General features: G+C 68.2%; 22 protein-coding genes. 8 read left to right on the forward strand and 14 right to left on the reverse strand.

Annotated features, from left to right (window positions below; all coding sequences use genetic code 11):
• Positions 1-150: 150 nt before the first annotated feature.
• The 4 genes from ACU5AP_RS09260 to ACU5AP_RS09275 all read right to left on the reverse strand — a co-directional run bounded on the left by ACU5AP_RS09260 (position 151) and on the right by ACU5AP_RS09275 (position 3,332).
• The gene (locus ACU5AP_RS09260) at positions 151-1,239 is read right to left on the reverse strand and encodes a Glu/Leu/Phe/Val family dehydrogenase (protein WP_312121650.1); all 1,089 of its coding nucleotides are present in this window, start codon (positions 1,237-1,239) and stop codon (positions 151-153) included.
• 143 nt (positions 1,240-1,382) lie between these two features.
• Entirely contained in the window at positions 1,383-2,426 is a 1,044-nt protein-coding gene (locus ACU5AP_RS09265) for an alpha/beta fold hydrolase (protein ID WP_128719669.1), read from the reverse strand.
• The gene (locus tag ACU5AP_RS09270; RefSeq protein ID WP_046651624.1) at positions 2,423-3,028 is read right to left on the reverse strand and encodes a uracil-DNA glycosylase family protein; all 606 of its coding nucleotides are present in this window, start codon (positions 3,026-3,028) and stop codon (positions 2,423-2,425) included. Before ACU5AP_RS09270 ends, ACU5AP_RS09265 begins: the two co-directional genes overlap by 4 nt.
• Positions 3,012-3,332, reverse strand: coding sequence for a DUF3253 domain-containing protein (locus ACU5AP_RS09275; RefSeq protein WP_046651625.1), 321 nt, complete (start codon positions 3,330-3,332; stop codon positions 3,012-3,014). Before ACU5AP_RS09275 ends, ACU5AP_RS09270 begins: the two co-directional genes overlap by 17 nt.
• Before the next feature lie 47 nt (positions 3,333-3,379).
• Between ACU5AP_RS09275 and ACU5AP_RS09280 the strand changes: the two genes are divergently transcribed.
• Positions 3,380-3,814, forward strand: a complete 435-nt coding sequence (locus ACU5AP_RS09280) for a PaaI family thioesterase (RefSeq protein WP_003163540.1) — start codon at positions 3,380-3,382, stop codon at positions 3,812-3,814.
• Here ACU5AP_RS09280 and ACU5AP_RS09285 read toward each other — a convergent pair.
• The 4 genes from ACU5AP_RS09285 to ACU5AP_RS09300 form a co-directional block, all read right to left on the reverse strand.
• On the reverse strand, positions 3,798-4,436 hold the full coding sequence (locus tag ACU5AP_RS09285; protein WP_198478723.1) for a YoaK family protein: 639 nt from the start codon (positions 4,434-4,436) through the stop codon (positions 3,798-3,800). The genes ACU5AP_RS09280 and ACU5AP_RS09285 overlap by 17 nt on opposite strands.
• A 7-nt stretch (positions 4,437-4,443) precedes the next feature.
• Positions 4,444-5,061: a glutathione S-transferase family protein gene (locus ACU5AP_RS09290; RefSeq protein WP_003163543.1), complete on the reverse strand. Its 618-nt coding sequence runs from the start codon at positions 5,059-5,061 to the stop codon at positions 4,444-4,446.
• A gap of 35 nt (positions 5,062-5,096) precedes the next feature.
• The gene (locus tag ACU5AP_RS09295; RefSeq protein ID WP_003163544.1) at positions 5,097-6,368 is read right to left on the reverse strand and encodes a NupC/NupG family nucleoside CNT transporter; all 1,272 of its coding nucleotides are present in this window, start codon (positions 6,366-6,368) and stop codon (positions 5,097-5,099) included.
• A gap of 111 nt (positions 6,369-6,479) precedes the next feature.
• Positions 6,480-7,358, reverse strand: coding sequence for a branched-chain amino acid aminotransferase (locus ACU5AP_RS09300; RefSeq protein WP_312991326.1), 879 nt, complete (start codon positions 7,356-7,358; stop codon positions 6,480-6,482).
• Between the two features lie 88 nt (positions 7,359-7,446).
• Here ACU5AP_RS09300 and ACU5AP_RS09305 point away from each other — a divergent pair, with 88 nt between their 5' ends.
• From ACU5AP_RS09305 to ACU5AP_RS09315, 3 genes are all read left to right on the forward strand, one after another.
• Complete coding sequence (locus ACU5AP_RS09305; RefSeq protein ID WP_003163547.1) at positions 7,447-8,178, forward strand: response regulator; 732 nt, start codon at positions 7,447-7,449, stop codon at positions 8,176-8,178.
• Between the two features lie 22 nt (positions 8,179-8,200).
• Positions 8,201-9,559 carry an ATP-binding protein gene (locus ACU5AP_RS09310; RefSeq protein WP_128719667.1) on the forward strand — a complete coding sequence of 453 codons (1,359 nt, stop codon included), beginning with the start codon at positions 8,201-8,203 and terminating at the stop codon, positions 9,557-9,559.
• 88 nt (positions 9,560-9,647) lie between these two features.
• A complete protein-coding gene (locus ACU5AP_RS09315; RefSeq protein WP_128719666.1) occupies positions 9,648-10,139 on the forward strand; it encodes a hypothetical protein in 492 nt (163 codons plus the stop codon).
• Positions 10,140-10,151: 12 nt separating this feature from the next.
• Here ACU5AP_RS09315 and ACU5AP_RS09320 read toward each other — a convergent pair whose 3' ends face one another.
• From ACU5AP_RS09320 to ACU5AP_RS09330, 3 genes are all read right to left on the reverse strand, one after another.
• Positions 10,152-10,955 (reverse strand): pyrroline-5-carboxylate reductase family protein, encoded by an 804-nt coding sequence (locus ACU5AP_RS09320; protein WP_128719665.1) that lies wholly within the window; start codon positions 10,953-10,955, stop codon positions 10,152-10,154.
• The gene (locus ACU5AP_RS09325) at positions 10,955-11,458 is read right to left on the reverse strand and encodes a YbjN domain-containing protein (RefSeq protein WP_004370784.1); all 504 of its coding nucleotides are present in this window, start codon (positions 11,456-11,458) and stop codon (positions 10,955-10,957) included. Before ACU5AP_RS09325 ends, ACU5AP_RS09320 begins: the two co-directional genes overlap by 1 nt.
• A 79-nt stretch (positions 11,459-11,537) precedes the next feature.
• Positions 11,538-11,825, reverse strand: a complete 288-nt coding sequence (locus tag ACU5AP_RS09330) for an accessory factor UbiK family protein (protein WP_046651628.1) — start codon at positions 11,823-11,825, stop codon at positions 11,538-11,540.
• 179 nt (positions 11,826-12,004) lie between these two features.
• Here ACU5AP_RS09330 and lgt point away from each other — a divergent pair, with 179 nt between their 5' ends.
• Genes lgt through pgeF form a run of 4 tightly spaced genes read left to right on the forward strand, consistent with a single transcriptional unit; the run spans position 12,005 to position 15,008 of the window.
• Entirely contained in the window at positions 12,005-12,877 is an 873-nt protein-coding gene (gene lgt, locus ACU5AP_RS09335; RefSeq protein ID WP_003163553.1) for a prolipoprotein diacylglyceryl transferase, read from the forward strand.
• Positions 12,878-12,884: 7 nt separating this feature from the next.
• Positions 12,885-13,958 carry a class I SAM-dependent methyltransferase gene (locus ACU5AP_RS09340; RefSeq protein WP_128719664.1) on the forward strand — a complete coding sequence of 358 codons (1,074 nt, stop codon included), beginning with the start codon at positions 12,885-12,887 and terminating at the stop codon, positions 13,956-13,958.
• 34 nt (positions 13,959-13,992) lie between these two features.
• The gene (locus tag ACU5AP_RS09345) at positions 13,993-14,241 is read left to right on the forward strand and encodes a helix-hairpin-helix domain-containing protein (RefSeq protein WP_164918056.1); all 249 of its coding nucleotides are present in this window, start codon (positions 13,993-13,995) and stop codon (positions 14,239-14,241) included.
• Positions 14,238-15,008, forward strand: coding sequence for a peptidoglycan editing factor PgeF (pgeF, locus tag ACU5AP_RS09350; RefSeq protein WP_446681126.1), 771 nt, complete (start codon positions 14,238-14,240; stop codon positions 15,006-15,008). The genes ACU5AP_RS09345 and pgeF overlap by 4 nt, the downstream gene beginning before the upstream one ends.
• 175 nt (positions 15,009-15,183) lie before the next feature.
• Here the strand turns inward: pgeF and lpxC are convergent, their stop codons facing one another.
• The 3 genes from lpxC to ftsA all read right to left on the reverse strand — a co-directional run bounded on the left by lpxC (position 15,184) and on the right by ftsA (position 19,727).
• Positions 15,184-16,083 carry a UDP-3-O-acyl-N-acetylglucosamine deacetylase gene (lpxC, locus tag ACU5AP_RS09355; protein WP_128719661.1) on the reverse strand — a complete coding sequence of 300 codons (900 nt, stop codon included), beginning with the start codon at positions 16,081-16,083 and terminating at the stop codon, positions 15,184-15,186.
• A 205-nt stretch (positions 16,084-16,288) separates the two neighbouring features.
• Positions 16,289-17,881: a cell division protein FtsZ gene (gene ftsZ, locus ACU5AP_RS09360; RefSeq protein WP_128719660.1), complete on the reverse strand. Its 1,593-nt coding sequence runs from the start codon at positions 17,879-17,881 to the stop codon at positions 16,289-16,291.
• Between the two features lie 520 nt (positions 17,882-18,401).
• Positions 18,402-19,727, reverse strand: a complete 1,326-nt coding sequence (gene ftsA, locus ACU5AP_RS09365; protein WP_223850933.1) for a cell division protein FtsA — start codon at positions 19,725-19,727, stop codon at positions 18,402-18,404.
• Positions 19,728-19,753: the final 26 nt, after the last annotated feature.

Raw genomic sequence — 19,753 nt, forward strand, 5'->3', positions numbered from 1 at the left:
AAAGAATGGGAGGCGGGGCCGCTAGCGCAGGCCCAAAAATGATAAAGGGGCGCGGACTTATGGCCCGCACCCCTCAGGCGCCCCCCGGCGCCCGCCCGCCTCCCGAGAGAGGCAGGCTAGCTGGTCAAAGGTCGATCTGACCTTCAAACTTTAGATCTTTAGGGCCGCGGCCTTCTTGTCGGCGGCGGCCTTGATGCGGGCCTCGGCGATGGCGTCGGCGATCAGGTGGGTCGGCTTGTTCTCGGAGACCGAACGCTCGAGGATTTCCTCGAAGGTCTCCATCAGGCGCGACAGCTTGCCTTCGACCCACGAGGCGTCATAGGCGCCGCCGGTCTGACGAGCGTTCATTTCCGAGGCGACGTTGATGATGCCGCCGCCGTTGATGACGTAGTCCGGCGCATACAGCACGCCGCGCTTGAACAGTTCGTCACCGATGTCGGCCGTGGCCAGCTGGTTGTTGGCGGCGCCGCAGACGGCCTTGACCTTCAGGCGGTCCAGCGTCTGCGGGTTCAGGGTCGCGCCCAGGGCGCACGGGGCGTAGATGTCGGCGGCGACGTCATAGATGGCGTCCGGGGCGACGATCTCGGCGCCGGTCTTGGCGGCGACGGCTTCCAGGTTGGCCTGGTTGACGTCGGTGATGATCAGCTTGGCGCCGGCCTTGTGCAGCTTCTCGGCCAGATAGGCGCCGACGTGGCCCACGCCCTGGATGGCGACGGTCAGGCCGGTCATGTCGTTCTGGTTGAACAGGCGGCGCGCGACGACCAGGTTCGAGCGGAACACGCCTTCGGCGGTGACGGGGCTGGGATCGCCCGAGGCTTCCGGACCGTCCTTCAGGCCCAGAACGAATTCGGTGACCTTGCGGGCTTCGGCGATGTCCTCGACCGAGGTGCCGACGTCTTCAGCGGCGTAGTAATGGCCGCCCAGGCCGTTCAGATAGCGACCGAAGGCGTGGAACAGCTCAGGCGACTTCTGAGTGCGGCTGTCGCCGATGATGACCGACTTGCCGCCGCCCATCTCCAGATCCGCGACGGCGTTCTTGTAGCTCATGCCCTTGGACAGGCGCAGCACGTCTTCCAGCGCCTCGGCGGCGGTGGCGTAGTTCCACATGCGGGTGCCGCCGACGGCCGGACCGCGCGCGGTCGAGTGCACCGCAACAATCGCTTTCAGGCCGGTTTTCTCATCATAGAAGGCGTGGACGCCTTCATGGTTCGAGAAAGAAGGAGAATCAAACAGCGTCATGCCCATGACAGGCCTTTCCTGGGGTATTTTTTGTGCGGAAGGACATACGCGCAGCCTGACCAAACGGCAAGCATCACCATGCGGCCGCCCCAGGCTTCTAGGAAACATGCGGAAAATGCGTCCGCATTCCGCAGGTTCTGCGTTCAGCGCGCCTTGGGATCAGCCTGCAGGGCGGGCAGCACAGCCGGCGCGCCTGACGGCAGAGGGCGTGTCGGATCGCGCAGCCAGGATTCGACATCGGCGAACACGGTCTCGGCCTGAAGATCGCGATTCAGGATGTGCCAGCCGTCGGCGTAATAGCCCGTCGTCAGGTTCGCCCGTTCGCCCGCCTGTTCCAGGGCGCGGCGCATGGGGCGTTTGGTGATGATCTGATCGTGCGCGCCGTAAAGCAGGAGGGTCGGTTTCTCGACCTGTCCTAGCCGCTGGGTCGCCGTCTCCATCAGATCGACCAGGCCGTAGAGGGAATCGAAGCGCGTCGACAGGATCGACAGGGGGTCGCGGCCGTTGCGGATCAGCTCCAGCGTATTGTCCGAGGCGCGGATGTCGCGCACGGCGAAGGACGGCGGCTCGACCCGCTTGGCGCCCATCAGACGCGCGGCGGTCCACAGGCCCGCGCTATTGAAGGCGCTCTGGCTGGACCAGCCCCAGACGCCGGGCGCCAACAGCACCGCCCGATCGGCGTCGGGCGGCGCGTCGGAGCCGAAGGCGGCGATAGCTGAGGAGCCGCCCATGCTCTCGCCAGCCACCACGATCAGGGCGTTCGGCCGCTCGGCCCGGACCAGGGCGACGATCGTGCGCAGATCCTGACTGGTCAGGCTTTCGGCCGCGAACTGGCCCCGGTTCGGCGCCAGGCCGAAGCCGCGCTGATCATAGGCCCAGGTCTCGATGCCCCGCTGCGCCCACCACGGCCCGGCGAAGCGGAAGGAGGCGTAGTGGTCGTTGAAACCGTGCAGGGCGACGATGACGGCCCAAGGCGCCTGGCCTTCCGGACTCCAGCGCAGATAGGGCAGCCGCGCCCCGTCCTGCACCACAAAGGCGCCGCGTCCCAGGGTTCCCGTTTCGATGCGCGGCCCGTTGAACCCGTTGGGCGGCGTCAGCGGCGACTGGACGTGCGGCGTGGCGCAGGCGCTCAGGCCCAGGGAAAGAGCCATAAGGCCCGCCGCCAATCCGCCCCGCCAAATCTTCACGTCAGTATCTCCGCTGTCCGCTGACGAAGGTAGGGCAGAACCTCGGCCTCGAACCACGGGTTTTTCTTCAGCCAGGCCGTATTGCGCCACGATGGATGCGGCAGAGGCAGTATGGCGGGGGCGTAGTCGCGCCAGGCGTGGACCGTCTCGGTCATGTTGGCCTTGGCCGCCGCGCCCAGAGCCCAGGCCTGGGCGTAGCCGCCGACCAGCAGAGTCAGGTCGACCTTCGGCAGTTCGGCCAGCAGGCGCGGCCGCCACAGCTCGGCGCAGCGGCGCGGCGGCGGATAGTCGCCGCCCTTGGGATCGGTGCCAGGGAAGCAGAAGGCCTGCGCCGCCACGCCGAGACGCGGATCGCCGTAGAAGGTCGCTTCATCCACCCCCATCCAGTCGCGAAGGCGAACGCCGGACGGGTCGGTGAAGGGCAGGCCGCTTTCATGCACTCGCCGCCCGGGCGCCTGGCCGCAGATCAGCAGGCGCGTCTCAGGCGCGACCATGACCACCGGGCGCGGCGTGTGGGGCAGCTGGCCCAAGCACGCCCGGCAGGCGCGGATCTCGGCCAGGAGCGCGTCCAGGCCGTTGTCCGGTTCAGTCGAAGTCGTCATCCGAAGCTTCGACCGGCGGCAGGGCCGCCAGGGCTGCGGCCGTCTCGGCCTCAGTCGGCAGGCGCAGGCGGATCACGCCGCGGAAGTTGTTGGGATCGACCGCCTTGCCCTTCTTGGTGATGGTCAGCTTGCCCTGACGCATCAGGCCCAGAGCCGTCGCCTTCACCTTGGGCAACAGGCGTTGCCACTGCTCGGGCTGCAGCTCCTTGGCCACATCGGCCGGTTCAATGCTCTTGCCGCCGACGTTCTTGGGGTCGGCCTTGGCCAGTTTTTCGAAAATGGCCGCTTCGATTGGATCGCTCATAGGCGCTATATGCTGCACCGCGAGATCGGAAAGAAGGCAAAACCGACATGGCCGAGATAATCACCGTCACCGAGGGCGAGTTCGCCGGTTGGCAGACCTATGACCTGCGCGACACCTTCGACGTGGTGGTGGGGCCCTTCTACGGCAAGCCCGATCCCGACGGGCATATGCGCTGCGCCTTCCGCGCCGAGCAGAAGCACATGAACGCCGGCGGCCGGATGCACGGCGGCTGCCTGATGACCTTCGCCGACATCGCCATGTTCCAGATCGCCTATCAGGAGATGGAGGGCGCCTCGGGCGTGACGGTGCAACTCGACTCCACCTTCATCGACGGCGCCTATGTGGGCGAACTGATCGAGGCGACCGGCCAGGTGACCAAGGCGGGCAAGAGCCTGATCTTCGTGCGCGGCCAGATCACGACCGGCGAACGGCTGCTGATGACCTTCTCCGGCGTGATCCGGAAGTTCACGCCGCGCGGTTGAACCGTACGCCCAAGGCCAAGGCCATGGCGACGGCGGCCGCCGGCCACAGGGCGATCAGCCCCAGACGGCCGTAGACGACCGCCCCCATCAGCGCGCCTCCGGCCAGCCCCGCCCACAGCGCCATATAGGGCCGGAACGCCCAGGGGTCGCCGCCGCGCACAGCCGCGGCCAGGGCGTGGCCGGTCTTGATCAGGGTTCCGGTCATATAGGTCAGGCTGACCCCGACCTCGCCGTCGCGCAGGAAGACCGAGTTCTCGACCGCCATGGCCAGGACCATCAGGCCGATCGCCAGGGGCGCGATCCCCGCCCCTGCCGCCACGGCGGCCCCGGCCAGCAGCGCCGCCTCGACCGCCAGCACCCGGCTGCGCGAGCGCGCGCCCTCGCCGCCCGCGACCAAGGCCCCGAGCATGGCGCCTAGGATAAACAACAGCAGAACGCCCGCCACCGCGCCCGCCGCCAGCCACCGCCCCTCGGCCAGATTGACGGCCAGGCGGGTGGTGTTGCCGCTCATGAAGGAGACGAACACCCCGCCCAGATGCAGAAAGCCCAGGCTGTCGACATAGCCCGCCAGCCCCGCCAGCATCAGAGCCAGCCCGCGATCCGGCGCCGTCAGAGTCCGCAAGGCAGGCTCACATCCCCGCCGCCGCCGCCGGACGGGCGCGGCACGTCTCCAGCCAGCGGGCCAGATGGGTCAGCTCCTCGGGCGGGCGGTATTTGACCAGGCGGGCGAAATCCAGACCCACGGCCCCGACGATGTCGGCGATGGTGAAGCGGTCGGCGGCGATGAACTCATGCTCCGCCAGGTGGCGATCCAGCGTCTTCATGAAGCGTTCGGCGCCCAGGCGGTTGTATTCGGCGACCTGCGGCTGGGGCGCCTCCAGCGCAGCCAGGGCCGGGTGGGTGAAGCGCACGTTCAGCATCATCGGATTGGCCAGATACATCTCGCACCGGCGCATCCACATCTCGATGATCGCCTGCTCCTTCGGATCGCGGCCGAACAGGTTCGGCTCGGGGTGCAGGGCCTCCAGATAGCGGCAGATGGCGATGGATTCCGTCAGGCAGGTTCCGTCGTCCAGCTCCAGCGCCGGAACGTGCGGCACGCCGAACTTGGCGCGATAGGCCGGTGTGCGGTGCTCGCCCGCCAGAAGCTCGATCTCGACCCGCTCGACATCGGTCACGCCCTTTTCCGCCATGACCCAGCGGACGCGGCGCGGATTGGGCGCGCGGCGGCTTTCATAGAGCTTCATCAGAGGGTTCCCCTTCGGCTGCCCTCGGAACGCTACTAGGCGAAGACGGCGGCGGGCAAGGCCCCGACGATGCAGGCCGTCATCAGCGTGGCCAGGAAGCCCGCCAGCAGCGCCTTCCACACCATGCCCAGCACCTCCTCGCGGCGTTCGGGCATCAGCACCGACAGGCCGGTGACGGTGATGCCGACCGAGCCGATGTTGGCGAAGCCGCACAGGGCGTAGGTCATCAGCATCCGCGTGCGCTCGCTCATCTCGGCGACGGGCACCTTGCCCAGCTCGATGAAGGCGACGAACTCGGTCAGGGTCAGCTTGACCCCCAGCAGCCAGCCCGCCTTCTGGGCGTCGGCCCATTCCACGCCGGTCAGCCAGGCCACCGGGGCGAAGAGCACGCCCAGGATGCGCTCGATCGTCAGCGGCTCTCCGGCGATGACGAAGCCGCCCAGGATGACGTTGGCCAGCGCCACCAGGGCCACGAAGACAATCAGCACGGCCGAAATGTTCAGCACCACCATCAGGCCGTCGGACGTGCCTTTCACGATGGCGTCGACGGCGCTGTCGTACTTCAGCGCCGAGTTGTAGTCGGCGACCGCCCCGCCCTCGCCCGGCTTTTCCGGAATGATGACGCGGGCCAGCAGGATGCCGGCGGGCGCCGAGACGATGGAGGCCACCAGGACGTGGCCCGCCGCATTGGTCAGCACCGGCGACAGAATGGTCGCATAGGCCACCATGGTCGAGCCGGCGACCGTGGCCAGACCAACCACCATCATCAGGAAGACCTCGGAGCGGCTCAGCTTGTCCAGATAGGCGCGGATGACGATCGGGCTTTCGATCATGCCCAGGAAGACGTTGGCCGCCACCGCCAGGGCCGAGGCGCCGCCCAGACCCATGGTCCGCTGGAACAGGAAGCCGAAGCCGAGCGTGATCCACTTCAGGATCTTCCAGTGCCACAGCAGGGCCGACAGGGCCGAGATCACTAGGATCAGCGGCAGCACATTGAAGGCGAAGGTGAACAGGGCGCCTTCATTGGCGACGGCGTAGGGCTGATCCCCGCCCGCCAGATAGCCGAAGACGAAGCGCGTCCCCTCTGCGGTCGCCAGCTCCAGCCCCTTCACCGCATTGTTGATGCCGTCCAGCACCACCTGCGAGCCGGGAATGGCGAAGGTCGCCAGCACCAGCGCCGCCTGCACCAGCACCGCCCCGATCGCCAGCCGCCACGGAAAGGCGCGGCGGTTCTCGGAAATCGCCCAGCAGACGGCGACGATGACGACCAGGCCGAACAGGCTCTGGAGGTTCAGGAGGCTGAACATGGAAAGGCGGCTCCGCGACCGGCGCTATGGGAGCCGGCTTCTTCAGTGCGCATCAACGACAGCAGAACGCCGCTGGCAAGGGGGACGACGAAACTCGTCGATGGAAGCCGCCTAGAGTTGGCCGCGCACCAGCTTGCCGTAGTCGTCCATCAAGTTCAGCGACAGCGCGCCCGGCGTGAAGCGATAGTCGCCGACCTGGCCCACCGGCGTCACCTCGGCGGCCGAGCCGGTCAGGAAGCATTCGGAGAAATCGCCCAGCTCTTCCGGCAGGATGTCGCGGACAATGACCTCGATCCCGCGCGCCTGCGCCATTTCGATGACGGTCTGACGGGTGATGCCGTTCAGGATGTGATCGACACGCGGCGTGTGCAGGACGCCGTTCCGGACGAAGAAGACGTTGGCGCCGGTCGCCTCGGCCACATAGCCGCGCCAGTCCAGCATCAGGGCGTCAGCGAAGCCGCGCTTCTCGGCCGCCGTCTTGGACATGGTGCAGATCATGTAGAGGCCGGCCGCCTTGGCTGTCGACGGGGCCGTGGCCGGGTCGGGACGGCGCCACTTGGCCCACTCCAGGGCGATGCCCTTCTTCTTGACCTCGGGATCGAAATAGCTGGGCCACTCCCAGGCGGCGATGGCCAGATGGACCTTGCTGTTCTTGGCGGTGACGCTGAGCTGCTCCGGTCCTAGATAGGCGACGGGGCGGATATAGCAGTCGATCAGACCGTTGCGCGCGCAGGTTTCCTTGCAGGCGGCGTCGATCTCGGCCACGCTATAGGGAATCTCGAAGTCGAGCAGCTCGGCGGAGCGCTTCAGGCGTTCGCTGTGCGCGGTCAGCTTGAAGATTTCACCGCCATACATACGCTCACCCTCGAACACCGACGAGCCGTAGTGAAGGCCATGGGTCAGAACGTGCGTTTTCGCCTCCCGCCAGGGGACGAATTCTCCGTCAAACCAGATCCATCCGTCACGATCGTCGAAAGGAACGAAGGCCATTGAAGAACATCTCCCGCGCAAGATATTTATTTAGACGCCCGTCGCACGCCCGCGTCAACGGCGCCTCGCGAGGAGATTCGCAGTGAGCATGATCGAGCCTCGCGCCAACGGCCGGTCCGGCCCCATCGCGCCCGCCGGCAGCGGACGGCACATCCTGGTCGTCGACGACGACGACCGCATCCGCGAACTGCTCAAGGAATTCCTGAGCCGCGAGGGCTATCGCGTCACCGGCGCCGCCCACGCGGGCGCGGCGCGGCGCATGGTCGAACTGATTGAGTTCGATCTGATCGTTCTGGACGTGATGATGCCGGGCGAAAGCGGCTTCGACCTGACCACCTGGATTCGCAGCCAGGCGGCCCTGTCCAAGACGCCGGTGCTGCTGCTGACGGCCAAGGGCGACCCGGACGACCGGATCGAGGGCCTGTCGCGCGGCGCCGACGACTATATGTCCAAGCCCTTCGACCCGCGCGAGCTGTCGCTGCGGATCGAGGCCATCCTGCGCCGCACCGGCGGCAAGCTGATGACGCCCAAGGAGATCCGCATGGGCCCCGCCGTCTTCGACATGGAGCGGCTGGAGCTGACGCGCGACGGCGAACTGCAACGCCTGACCGAGGCCGAGGCGCAACTGCTCAAGACCCTGGCCATTCACGCCCATTCGCCGGTCGAGCGCATGACCCTGTCGCCCGACACGGCCGACGTGACCGGCCGCGCCGTGGACGTCCAGGTGACGCGCCTGCGCCGCAAGCTGGAGGCGGACCCCAAGAATCCGCGCTACCTCCAGACGGTGCGCGGCGTCGGCTATATGCTGGCGCCGGACTGACGACAGGACCGGAACGCTCCTCATGCGGCTGATGCCGTTCAACGTCTGGACGCGGTGGATCAAGCGTCGGCTGCCGACCTCCCTGTGGGGTCGGTCGCTGCTGATCATCGTCCTGCCGGTGCTGATCATGCAGGCGGCGGTGACATGGGCCTTCTTCGACGCCCACTGGCAGGCGGTGACGGCGCGCCTGTCCGAGGGTCTGGCCGGCGACGTGGCCTGGGCGGCCGAAAGCTATCGCGACGATCCCTCGCCCCAGAACCTGGCCCTGATCTCCGAACGCGCCGAACGGTCGATGCAGCTGTCCATCGCCTTCCAGCCCTCCGCCTCCCTGCCCGACGAAGAACGGCGCGGCGCCCTGGGCCTGGTCGACCGGACGCTGGAGAAGGCCCTGGCCTCGCGGCTGGACCAGCCCTTCTGGTTCGACACGACCCGCTACCCCGCCTATGTCGACATCCGGGTGCAGGAGGCCGACGGCGTGCTGCGCGTCATCGCCCCGCGTGAACGGGCCGTGGCGACCCAGGCCCACATCTTCGTCCTGTGGCTGATGATCGCCACCGTCCTTTTACTGGGCGTGGCGGTGCTGTTCATTCGCAACCAGGTGCGCGCCATCGAGCGCCTGGCCTCCGCCGCCGAAGCTTTCGGCCGGGGCGAGAGCGTGCCGCGCTTCAAACCGCACGGCGCGCGCGAGGTGCGGGCCGCCGCCACAGCCTTCCTGGACATGCGCTCGCGCATCCAGCGCCACATCGACCAGCGCACGGCCCTGCTGGCCTCGGTCAGCCATGACCTGCGCACGCCCCTGACCCGGCTGCGTCTCGAACTGGCCCTGGCCCCGCCGTTCAAACGCGCCGAGGCGATGAAGGGCGACCTGGACGAGATGGAGCACATGATCGACGAATACCTCGCCTTCGCGCGCGGCGAGGCGGGCGAGGCGATGCAGACGATCTCCGTACCCGAAATGCTGCGTCGCGCCGCCGAGGACGCCCGCCGCTCGGGCGCCGTGGCCGAGGTCGAGGCCCCCGACGATCTCAATATGCTGGCCCGCCCCCTGGCCTTCCGTCGGGCGATCAACAACCTGGTCGGCAACGCCGCCTCGCACGGCGAAAAGGTGCGGCTGTCAGCCCGCCCCCTGCCCTCCGGCGGGCTGGAGATCCTGGTCGAGGACGACGGCCCCGGCATTCCCGACGACATGCACGAAGAAGCCTTCCGCCCCTTCTCGCGGCTGGACGCCTCGCGCAATCAGAACCGCAAGGGGGTGGGTCTGGGCCTGGCCGTGGCGCGGGACGTGGCGCGCGGCCACGGCGGCGACATCATCCTGGGCCGCAGCGACCTGGGCGGGCTGAAGGCGTCCATCCGACTGCCGGCGGATCGTCGCGCCGCCTAGATCTTTGCTTCGCACCCCTAGCGGAACCGTAAAATCGTCGCCATCTTGTCCTGTGTTCCAGGGGGGCCTGGAATCAGGAGCCCGTACTATGCGTCGTATTGCTTTTCTTGCGCCGCTCGCCGCCGCCCTCGCCGTTTCCGGCGCCGCTGCGGCCCAACCCTCGGCCGTCGTCGTGACGGTCAGCCCCGACTTCGCCCAAACCGCCCGAGAATTGGGCGAACGCGACGTCCAGCAACAGGTGAGCGACCTGACCCGCACCGTCGAGCGCGTGCTGACGGATCGTCACGCCCTGGACGGCGCTCGCGTCGAACTGGTCATCACCGACCTGAAGCCCAATCGTCCGACCATGCAGCAACTGGGCGACAAGCCCGGTCTGGATTCCATGCGCAGCCTGTCGATCGGCGGTGCGGCGGTGGAAGGCTCGGTGACCATGGCCTCGGGCGAGGTCCAGCCGGTCAAGTTCGACTACTACACCCCGACCCTGGCCGATGCCCGCGGTTCGACCACCTGGACCGACGCCCAGCGCGCCTATGACCGCCTGGCCCGCAACCTGGCCGAGGGTCGTTTCGTCCGGCGCTGAAGCGCCTGACGATCAGCCGCTGAGTTCAGTAGACTTGGCGACCGCCGCCTTCACGGCGCTTTCGACAGAACGGTCGAGGGCGCCGTTTTCATTGAGGGCGATGAGACCGGCCTGCGTCACCCCGCCGGGCGAGGCCACGCGATCGATCAGGGCGCTCAGAGCCTCGTCGCCCTCCACGCCCGACGCAGCCGAACGCAGGGTGGCGCGCGCCAGTCGCGCGGCCGCCTCGGGCGACAGACCTTCGGCCTCCCCGGCCTCGGCCAGGGCGCGGGTGAAGGCGAAGAAATAGGCCGGTCCGCAGCCGGACACCGCCGTCGCCGCGTGCATCAGGGCCTCGTCGTCCAGCAGAACCGTCTCGGCGATCGGCTCGAACAGTTCGCGCCCAACCGCCAGGGCCTCAGCCTCCGCCGCCCACAACGTCGCCACCCCGCGCGCCTGGGCCACGCCGGTCGTCGGCATGACGCGCACGACCGGGCGGCCGTCATAGCCGTCAGAGATCGTCTCGCCGCGCACCCCGGCCATGACCGAGACGATCACGGCGTCCGCCGCCAGATGCGGCAGGACGGCCTGCGCGGCCTCCAGCCATTTGGCGGGTTTGACGCCGATGACGAAGGCGCGGGCGTTCGCCAGTTCCTCCAGCGGCGGATTGATCCGCGCGCCCCTGGCCCGCGCCGCCTCGGCGACCGGCTTTTCGGACGGCGTCAGGATGATCAGATCGGCCGGGTCGACGGCGCCCGTCGCCAGCCAGCCTTCCAGAATGGCCGAGCCCAGGCGCCCGACGCCCTGGAGCACGACCGGACGTCCGTTGCCGCTCATCAGGCGTTGCCCACGGTCTCGAACAGGCAGGCGTCGATCGCCTCCTTCGGCTTCTTGGAGCCGCGCACCATGAAGTCGAAGGCGGGGTAGTAACGGTCCGCCGCCTCGACCGCCGCGTCGATCATGGACGCGGCCTGGGCCAGGGTCGGACGCTCGGTGTGCGGCAGGGCCAGGGCGTGGCGGAAGACGATCTCGCCCTCGTCCGGCCAGATCTCGAAATGGCCCAGCCAGGTGCGCTGGTTGATCATGGAGACCAGTTCATAGGCCGCCGCGCGCCGCGTCTTGGCCACCCGCAGGTCCAGCGCCAGGCACAGCTGAAGGCAGTCGCCCTCGGGCCGCCAGGCGAACCACAGCTCATAGTCCTTCCAGTCGCCGGCCAGGGCGAAGGCCAGATCGCCCTCGTCCGTGCGGTCGAACGGCAGGTTCTCCGCCGTCAGGACGTGTTCGACCACATCCAGCGGATCAAAGGGCAGGTCGACCTCTTCGGGTCTCACAGCATCCATCAGGCGTTCAACTTCTTCAGCAGCGACAGCGACTCAAGTGAGCGCTTTCGAGGACGGTAGGCGTGTTCGCAGATTCGGCTCAACCGGCTGAATCCGGGGTCGAAGCCGCGTCTGTGGACGATCCCTTGGCGGCCTTCTTCGGGGCCGGAGCCGCAGCCTTCAGCGCTGCGATCTCGGCGCGCAGGGCGGCGATCTCGTCCTTCAGCACGTCGAACTCGTCGCGACGGACCAGATCCATTTCAGCGACGAAGCGGTCGGCCTGGGCGCGCCAGGCGGCCTTGGCCTCTTCACCCGCGGCCTGGGCCAGGCCCATGGCGCCGGTGGTCAGCTTGGCGAACTCATCAAGGAGGGGATTGCGCGTCTGCATGGCGGCCTCTTGAGAACTCTCGGACCATCGGCCCGAACGTGGTTAACGGTGCATTGATTTGGGTAAACCAAATCTTACCTGCCTGCGGCCTATAGACTGCTTCGCGGGAAAAGCGCGCGACGAATGCAGTCCCGCTTGCTAGACGATGGACAACTTCTGAAGGCGCAGACGGAGGCCCCGTGCCCTTTCCCGAATTCGACCCTGTCCTGATCCACCTCGGCCCCCTGCCCATTCGCTGGTACGCCCTGGCCTATGTCGCCGGCATCGTCCTGGGCTGGTGGTACGCCTCGCGTCTGGCCAAGACCGAGCGGCTGTGGGCGCCAGGCAAGTCGCCGGTGAATGGCCAGCAGTTGGACGACCTGGTGCTGTGGATCACGCTGGGCGTCATCCTGGGCGGTCGTTTCGGCTACGCCCTCTTCTACAAGCCGGAGATGTTCGCTCAGTTGTTCACCGGCGACAGCTGGGGCGAGCGGCTGGAGCTGCTGCAGCTGTGGACCGGCGGGATGAGCTTCCACGGCGGCTTCCTGGGCGTCGTCATCGCCATCACCCTCTACGCCAATCGCCAGAAGGTGAACCCGCTCAGCCTGGGCGACCTGATCGCCCCGGTCGCGCCGCTGGGTCTGTTCTTTGGCCGCATCGCCAACTTCATCAACGGCGAGCTGTGGGGGCGCGAAACGACGGTTCCCTGGGCCATCCGCTTCTGCAACGAACGCATCCAGCAGATGTACGGCTTCTGCCCCGCCGGCAACGAGCCGCGCCACCCCAGCCAGCTGTATGAGGCGGGGCTGGAGGGCCTGCTGCTGTTCGTCATCCTGTCGCTGGCGATCTGGAAGTGGCGGATGCTGAAGCGTCCCGGCTTCGTCACCGGCCTGTTCCTGCTGGGCTACGGCGTCTGCCGCGCCGCGCTGGAGAACGTGCGTCAGCCCGACGCCGGGCTGGAGAACCTGCCGCTGGGCCTGACCATGGGCATGATCCTGTCGATCCCGATGATGCTGGTCGGCGCCTGGCTGATCTGGCGGGCGCTGAAGAAGCCGGCCGTCACGGAGGCGTAAGACCATCATGGCGGAGACGCTCAAGGACCGCCTGGTCCGCGAGATCGTGCTGACCGGGCCGATGACGGTGGCGGACTACGTCACCCGATGCCTGCACGACCCAAAGGGCGGCTATTACGCCACCCGACCGGCGCTGGGCGAGCGGGGCGACTTCATCACCGCCCCCATGGTCAGCCAGATGTTCGGCGAACTGATCGGCCTGTGGGCGGTCGAGACCTGGACCCGTCTGGGCGCGCCCGAGCGGGTGCGGCTGGTCGAGGTCGGGCCGGGCGACGGCACGCTGATGTCCGACGTGCTGCGCGCGGCGCGGCTGGTCCCCGGCTTCCTGCAGGCGGTCGACCTGATCCTGATCGAGCCCAGCGCCCCCTTGCGCGCCGAGCAGGCGCGGCGACTGGCCGACGCCGACGCGCATCCGCGCTGGCTCAGCGCCCTGCACAAGATCGAGACGGACGCCCCTGTCATCCTGATCGCCAATGAGGTGCTGGACTGCCTGCCCGCGCGCCAGTTCATCAAGACCGAGGGCGGCTGGGCCGAGCGCCGCATCGGCGTCACCGACGCTGATGAACTGACCTTCGGCCTGACCGCCATCGCCGACGGCTTCGAGACGCCGGGATTTGACGTCGAACCGGGCCAGATCATCGAGATTTCGGAACAGCAGGCCGCCTTCGGCCGCGATCTGGCCAGCCTGATCCGCGCCGCATCCGGCGCCGCCCTGCTGATCGACTACGGCCGCAGCAAGCCCGAGGCGGGCGACACGCTTCAGGCCCTGCGGCGGCACCAGAAGGTTGATCCCCTGTCGACGCCGGGCGAGGCCGACCTGACGCAGTGGGCCGACTTCCCCCTGGTGCTGGAGGCCGCCGTGCGCGGCGGCGCCGACGTCACCGGCTGCGTCAGCCAGGGCGCCTTCCTGAAGGCGCTGGGGATCGAAGCTCGCGCCCAGCGGTTGATGCAGGGACGCCCCGAAGCCGCCCCGGTGATCCAGCGCCAGCTGGATCGCCTGACCGCGCCAGATCAGATGGGCGAGCTATTCAAGGCGACGGCGATCTTCTCGCCCCGTTCACTGGCCCTGCCGGGCTTCTGACGCGGCCCGCCCGATGATGGAGACTGATGCGGCCATGACCTTCACCAAGCATGAGCGCCGGATCCTGTTGGCGACCAAGGGCGTCGGTCCCAAGGTAATCCAGCGGCTGGAAGAACTGGGCGTCGGCGGCTTCGCCCGTCTGGCCCAGGCCGACGCGGCCGTCGTCTGCGCCGGAGCAGCCGCCAGCGTCGGCTCGACCTGCTGGAAGAACAGCCCCCAGGCCCGCAAGGCCGTTCAGGCCGCCATCGACGCCGCCCGTTTCGGACTGGAGGGCGCCGCATGAGCCTGAACCCCATCACCCATCCGCTGCTGACCAGGGCCGGGGTGCGCCACGGATTCTTCACCCGTGCGGGCGGCGTATCGGACGGCATCTACGCCGGATTGAACGCGGGCGTAGGCTCCAAGGACGACCCGGCCCACGTCGCCGAGAACCGCCGCCGCGTCGCCGAATGGATGGGCGGCGCCGCCGACGACCTGTGCGGATGCTATCAGGTCCACTCCGCCGTCGCCCGCGTGGCCGAAAGCGGCTGGGCCGGAGAACGCCCCGAGGGTGACGCCGTGGTCGCGGGCGTGAAGGGGCCGGTGCTGACCGTCCTGACCGCGGACTGCGCCCCCGTGCTGTTCGCCGACGCCGAGGCGGGCGTCATCGGCGCCGCCCACGCAGGCTGGAAGGGCGCTCTTGGCGGCGTCATCCACTCGACGGTCGCGGCCATGCAGGCGCTGGGCGCCGAGTCGTCGCGCATCGTCGCCGTCGTCGGCCCCTGCATCGCCCAGGCCTCCTATGAGGTCGGCGCCGACTATCAGGACCGCTTCGCCCACCACGATCCCGGCAGCGAACGCTTCTTCGCCCCCGGCGCGACGGACGACAAGCGCCAGTTCGACCTGCCCGGCTTCGTCCTGTGGCGGCTGGAGCAGGCGGGCGTCGGCGAGGCGGCCTGGACCGGCGACGACACGCGCGCCGATGAAGGGCGCTTCTACTCCAACCGTCGCGCCTATCTGGCGGGCGAGCCCGACTTCGGCCGGTTGATCTCAGCAATCACCCTCACCTGACCCTTCTCCCCTTGAGGGAGAAGGTGGGCGCCGGAGGCGCTCGGATGAGGGGTGTCAGCCGGCATCTAAAAATTAGCGAGGACGGCGACGCGCCCATCCGGATGCCCGGGCGATCACACCCCTCATCCGTCAGGCTCCGCCTGCCACCTTCTCCCTCAAGGGGAGAAGGAAGCGGTCAGCCCGCCATCGCCATGTCGGGCACGCGAACCGTCTCGCGCCACGCATCCGGCTGAGCCAGCAGGGCGCGGACCAGCTTGTTGTTCAGGGCGTGGCCCGCCTTGACGCCTTCATAGCGACCCAGCAGCGGCGCGCCGAGCACATACAGGTCGCCGATGGCGTCCAGCGCCTTGTGGCGCACGAATTCGCGCTCCATGCGCAGGCCGCCGGGGTTCAGGATCTGGTCGCCGTCGATGACCACGGCGTTCTCCAGCGAGCCGCCGCGGGCCAGACCGGCCTGACGCAGGGCCTCGACCTCATGGGCGAAGCCAAAGGTGCGGGCCGCCATGATGTCCGAACGGAAGGTCGCCTCGTCCACCACGAAATCCACCACCTGATGGCCGATGACCGGCGTGGGGAATTCGATCTCGAAGCGCATCTCATAGCGGTCGCAGGGCTTAAGAACGGCGGACTTGTCGCCCTCCTCCACCCGGATGGGCTTCAGGATCTCGATATAGGTCTGGGGCGCTTCCTGACGGCGGAAGCCCGCGCGGTCCAGCAGTTGCACGAACTGCAGCGCCGAGCCGTCCAGGATCGGCAGTTCCGGCCCGTCCACCTCGATCACGGCGTTGGAGACGCCCAGGGCGGCCAGGGCGGCCATCAGGTGTTCGATCGTCGACAGGCGCACGCCCGCCGCGTTCTCGATCATGGTGTTCAGGCGCGCGTCCACGACCGCCTCGCCCGAGACGGGGATGCGGTTGTCGCGGTCGGTGACGTCCGTGCGCACGAAGACGATGCCGTGGCCGGGCGCAGCCGGGCGCACGACCAGACGCACGCGGCGGCCGGTGTGCACGCCGACGCCGGCGCAGATGGCCGGGGCGACGATGGTCTGTTCGTACTGGTCGTTGCGGACCGTCACTCGGAAACTCTCTGTTGCGCGACCCGCCCCAAACGGGACGGTCTTCGCCTCACCTGTCGTTTACGCCTCGGCGCTCAAGCCCGAAATGAAAGTCGGGTTTCGGATTGTTTCGGTTCGGCGACACGTCCCAGCCCCCGTCCCCACACGCAAAAACGCCCCGGAGGTCGGCTCCGGGGCGTTTCTGTTTCAGGGCTTCTTAGGCCGATCAGTTCGCGAGGCGGCGGAGAAAGGAAGGGATCTCCAGGTCGTCATCCTCGGACTGGCCCACCTGCGGATCTTGCTGCTGGGGCTGCATCGCCTGGGTCTGGCGCAGTTGCTGGGTCGTGCGGTTCGACGACGGCGGCGGCGCATAGGACTGTTGCTGCTGCGGCTGCTGACGCTTGCGGCCGAACAGGCTCCAACCGCTGCGGCGATGGTCGCGCTCGTCGTAGAAGGGCTCCTCGGCGGGCTCTTCATGACGGGCGGCCGGACGCTGGGCCGGTTGCTGCGGCGCCGGCTGCTGACGCTGCGGCGCACGGTCGAAATAGAGGTCGCCCTGCTCGGAAGAGGCGGCGGGTTGGGCCCGACCGGCGCTCTGCTCATATTCCTCGACCCACGGATCGACGATCGGCTCCAGATTGCGCGGCGCGTCACGGATGACCGGCTCGGGCTTGGCTTCGATCTTCGGCTCAGGCGCACGCGCGGCCGGAGCTTCATAGATCGGAGCGGGCGCCGGCTGCGGCGCGGCTTCGCGCACCGGATCGATGCGGACTTCCGGCTGACGCGGCGCCGCGTTCGGCAGGCCGCCGGTGCGGCCGAAGCTCTGGCCCTGCGGCTCGATCTGCTGGATGACTGCTTCATCCATGCCGGTCGCGACGACCGAGACGCGGATCTTGCCGTCCAGGGCCGGATCGAAGGCGGCGCCGAAGATGATGTTGGCGTCGCCGTCCACTTCGCCGGCGATGGCGTTGGCGGCCTCGTCGACTTCCAGCAGGGTCATGTCCATGCCGCCGGTGATGTTCACCAGCACGGCCTTGGCGCCCTTCAGGCTGGTCTCGTCCAGCAGCGGGTTGGCGATGGCGTTCTGCGCCGCCAGCAGGGCGCGGTCGTCGCCCGTGGCCTCGCCCGTGCCCATCATGGCCTTGCCCATCTCGCTCATCACGGCGCGGACGTCGGCGAAGTCGAGGTTGATCAGACCCGGCAGGATCATCAGGTCGGTGATCGAGCGGACGCCCGAGTGCAGCACCTGGTCCGCCATGCCGAAGGCGTCGGAGAAGGTGGTGCGTTCGTTGGCGACGCGGAACAGGTTCTGGTTCGGAATGACGATCAGAGTGTCGACGTAGCGCTGCAGCTCGGCCACGCCCGCGTCGGCCAGGCGCATCCGGTGACGACCCTCGAAGGTGAAGGGCTTGGTCACCACGCCGACGGTCAGGATGCCGCGATCACGCGCGCATTTGGCGATGACCGGCGCCGCGCCGGTGCCGGTGCCGCCGCCCATGCCGCAGGTGATGAAGACCATGTGCGCGCCTTCCAGGTGCGCATGGATCTCGTCCGCGCTCTCCTCGGCGGCGTTCATGCCGACTTCGGGGTGGGCGCCCGCGCCCAACCCTTGCGTGATCGTCTCGCCCAGCTGGATGCGGCGGTCGGTCTTGGCGAAGCTCAGATGCTGGGCGTCGGTGTTGGCGACGACGAACTCCACGCCCTCAAGGCCGGAGTCGATCATGTTGTTGACCGCGTTTCCGCCCGCTCCGCCTACGCCGAAGACGACGATGCGGGGCTTCAATTCCGTAGCTTCCGGCCTGACCAGCGAGAGAGACATTGTATTATTCCGACCTAAGGACCCTGCCCTTCGTCCCCGATGCGAACTCCCCGCCGAATCGCATTGGTTATGAGCGCGTTAAGGAAAACCCTGACTGCGTTAACGAAGGGTTACCATGAATAGCGTGAGTCGGCTTTCAGACCACCCCCAGCGGTTCACCCGACCAAGTTCAATAAAAAAGGGTGCGACCGAAACCGCACCATCTTCATTGCCATTTTCCGATCCTCGAGCAGTCAACTCGATTGTCCGCACCAGCGCCAGAGAAGATTGAGGGGCGGTTGATGCCCAGGTTAAACAAGTTCACGATACGAAGGCCAAGATCGCAACCCTGCTAATCGCCATCCAGCATGACCGGGGCGCCCGCCAGCGGTTGCTAGTTCAGCGCCTCGGCGATGTTGGTGAACCCCGTGTTATCAATAGCCTCAAAAGACATCGCCGTCAGAGGCGATGACGACGTCACGTAGTTGTGCGAAAGCAGGAGCATGGCTCTAGTCTTTCAAGGAGGGAGCGCGCCAAAAACTCACAGATTATCCCGCAGCCAGCCCGCCGCGCGCGCCACCATACCGCCACGGTGGACCTTGGGCGCATCCGCCGCTGTGATCTGGCGGGACATCAGCTTGCGGGCGGAGACGGCCTCGCGCGGACCGTAGGCGGCGCGCAGAAGGACGCCTGCGGCTGAGCAAAAGGCAGGGCCGGCGGCGGCGTCGGCCAGGTGGGGCGCGCGTTGCGGGCGGCCCAGGCGCACCGGGCGGTCGAAGACGCGCACGGCCAGCTCGCGCACGCCGTTCAGCTGGCTGGCGCCGCCGGTCAGGACCAGGCCCGCGCCGGGTTCGAGGCCCAGCCCGGCGTGCTTCAGGCGGTCGCGCAGCAGCTCCAGCGTCTCTTCGACGCGCGGGGCGATGACGGTCTTGAGCATGGCGCGCGGGACGATGACCGGACCGGCCGAGGCGTCCTCGCCGCGCGGCGGAGCTTCCAGCATTTCGCGGTCTTCATTGGCCGAAGCCATGGCCGAGCCGTGGAGGGTCTTCAGTCGTTCGGCGCCGACGCGCGAGGTCGACAGGCCGCGGGCGATGTCGGCGGTCACATGGTCGCCGCCGACGTTCAGGCTTTCGATATGCAGCAGGGAGCGACCGCCCCAGACCGCCGCCGAGGTCGAACCGCCGCCCATGTCGATGCACAGGGCGCCCAGCTCCATCTCATCCTCTTCCAGCGCGGCGAGGGAGGAAACGACGGGCGCGGCGGCCACGCCCTGCAGGTCCAGGTGGGCCAGTTCGAGGCAGTGGCTGAGGGCGTTGAACGACCCCTCGGACATGGAGACGACCAGCAGGTCCAGCCCCAGCGAGCCGCCGCGCATCGAGCGCGGGTCGTGGACGCCGCGCGCCCCGTCCACCGACCAGGCGATGGGCAGGACGTGGATCGGACGACGGTTGGGCAGGCGGATCTGCGCCAGGGCCATGCCGATGGCGCGGGCCAGATCCGCGTCGCTAATCGGGTGTGAGCCGAGCGAGACGCGCGCCTGCACCCGGTGGCTGGCCATCTGGCCGATGGCCGTGGTGACGACGACGCCGGAGACAGGAGCGCCCGCCGCGCGCTCGGCGCGTTCGACGGCGTGGCCGATGGCCTGGGCCGTCTCGTCCATGTTGACGATGGCCCCGCCCTTGACGCCGCGCGACTGGACGTGGCCGGCGCCGGCGACGCGGATGGTGCGGTCGGCGTGGCGCACGCCGTCGGGCTTCATGATGAAGCAGGCGACCTTGGCCTGGCCGAGATCGAGCGCGGCCACGACCGGCGCGCGCGGCGCGCCCCTGCCCTGTTCCGGCTTCATGTCTCGGCTGCGTCCAACCATGGGGTCGTGTCCTAAGGGGTCAGAGG

It is taken from the genome of Brevundimonas sp. RM1 (assembly GCF_052907225.1).

Bases quoted from the DNA above. Each gene is read 5' to 3' on its own strand.
- ACU5AP_RS09310 (WP_128719667.1), top strand. From the start codon at position 8,201: ATGCGGCTGATGCCGTTCAACGTCTGGACGCGGTGGATCAAGCGTCGG.
- ACU5AP_RS09320 (WP_128719665.1), bottom strand. From the start codon at position 10,955: ATGAGCGGCAACGGACGTCCGGTCGTGCTCCAGGGCGTCGGGCGCCTG.
- ACU5AP_RS09300 (WP_312991326.1), bottom strand. From the start codon at position 7,358: ATGGCCTTCGTTCCTTTCGACGATCGTGACGGATGGATCTGGTTTGAC.
- ACU5AP_RS09295 (WP_003163544.1), bottom strand. From the start codon at position 6,368: ATGTTCAGCCTCCTGAACCTCCAGAGCCTGTTCGGCCTGGTCGTCATC.
- ACU5AP_RS09280 (WP_003163540.1), top strand. From the start codon at position 3,380: ATGGCCGAGATAATCACCGTCACCGAGGGCGAGTTCGCCGGTTGGCAG.
- ACU5AP_RS09275 (WP_046651625.1), bottom strand. From the start codon at position 3,332: ATGAGCGATCCAATCGAAGCGGCCATTTTCGAAAAACTGGCCAAGGCC.
- ACU5AP_RS09270 (WP_046651624.1), bottom strand. From the start codon at position 3,028: ATGACGACTTCGACTGAACCGGACAACGGCCTGGACGCGCTCCTGGCC.
- ACU5AP_RS09330 (WP_046651628.1), bottom strand. From the start codon at position 11,825: ATGCAGACGCGCAATCCCCTCCTTGATGAGTTCGCCAAGCTGACCACC.
- ftsA (WP_223850933.1), bottom strand. From the start codon at position 19,727: ATGGTTGGACGCAGCCGAGACATGAAGCCGGAACAGGGCAGGGGCGCG.
- ACU5AP_RS09315 (WP_128719666.1), top strand. From the start codon at position 9,648: ATGCGTCGTATTGCTTTTCTTGCGCCGCTCGCCGCCGCCCTCGCCGTT.
- ACU5AP_RS09305 (WP_003163547.1), top strand. From the start codon at position 7,447: ATGATCGAGCCTCGCGCCAACGGCCGGTCCGGCCCCATCGCGCCCGCC.
- ACU5AP_RS09260 (WP_312121650.1), bottom strand. From the start codon at position 1,239: ATGACGCTGTTTGATTCTCCTTCTTTCTCGAACCATGAAGGCGTCCAC.
- ACU5AP_RS09345 (WP_164918056.1), top strand. From the start codon at position 13,993: ATGACCTTCACCAAGCATGAGCGCCGGATCCTGTTGGCGACCAAGGGC.
- ACU5AP_RS09325 (WP_004370784.1), bottom strand. From the start codon at position 11,458: ATGGATGCTGTGAGACCCGAAGAGGTCGACCTGCCCTTTGATCCGCTG.
- ACU5AP_RS09340 (WP_128719664.1), top strand. From the start codon at position 12,885: ATGGCGGAGACGCTCAAGGACCGCCTGGTCCGCGAGATCGTGCTGACC.
- ACU5AP_RS09290 (WP_003163543.1), bottom strand. From the start codon at position 5,061: ATGAAGCTCTATGAAAGCCGCCGCGCGCCCAATCCGCGCCGCGTCCGC.
- pgeF (WP_446681126.1), top strand. From the start codon at position 14,238: ATGAGCCTGAACCCCATCACCCATCCGCTGCTGACCAGGGCCGGGGTG.
- ftsZ (WP_128719660.1), bottom strand. From the start codon at position 17,881: ATGTCTCTCTCGCTGGTCAGGCCGGAAGCTACGGAATTGAAGCCCCGC.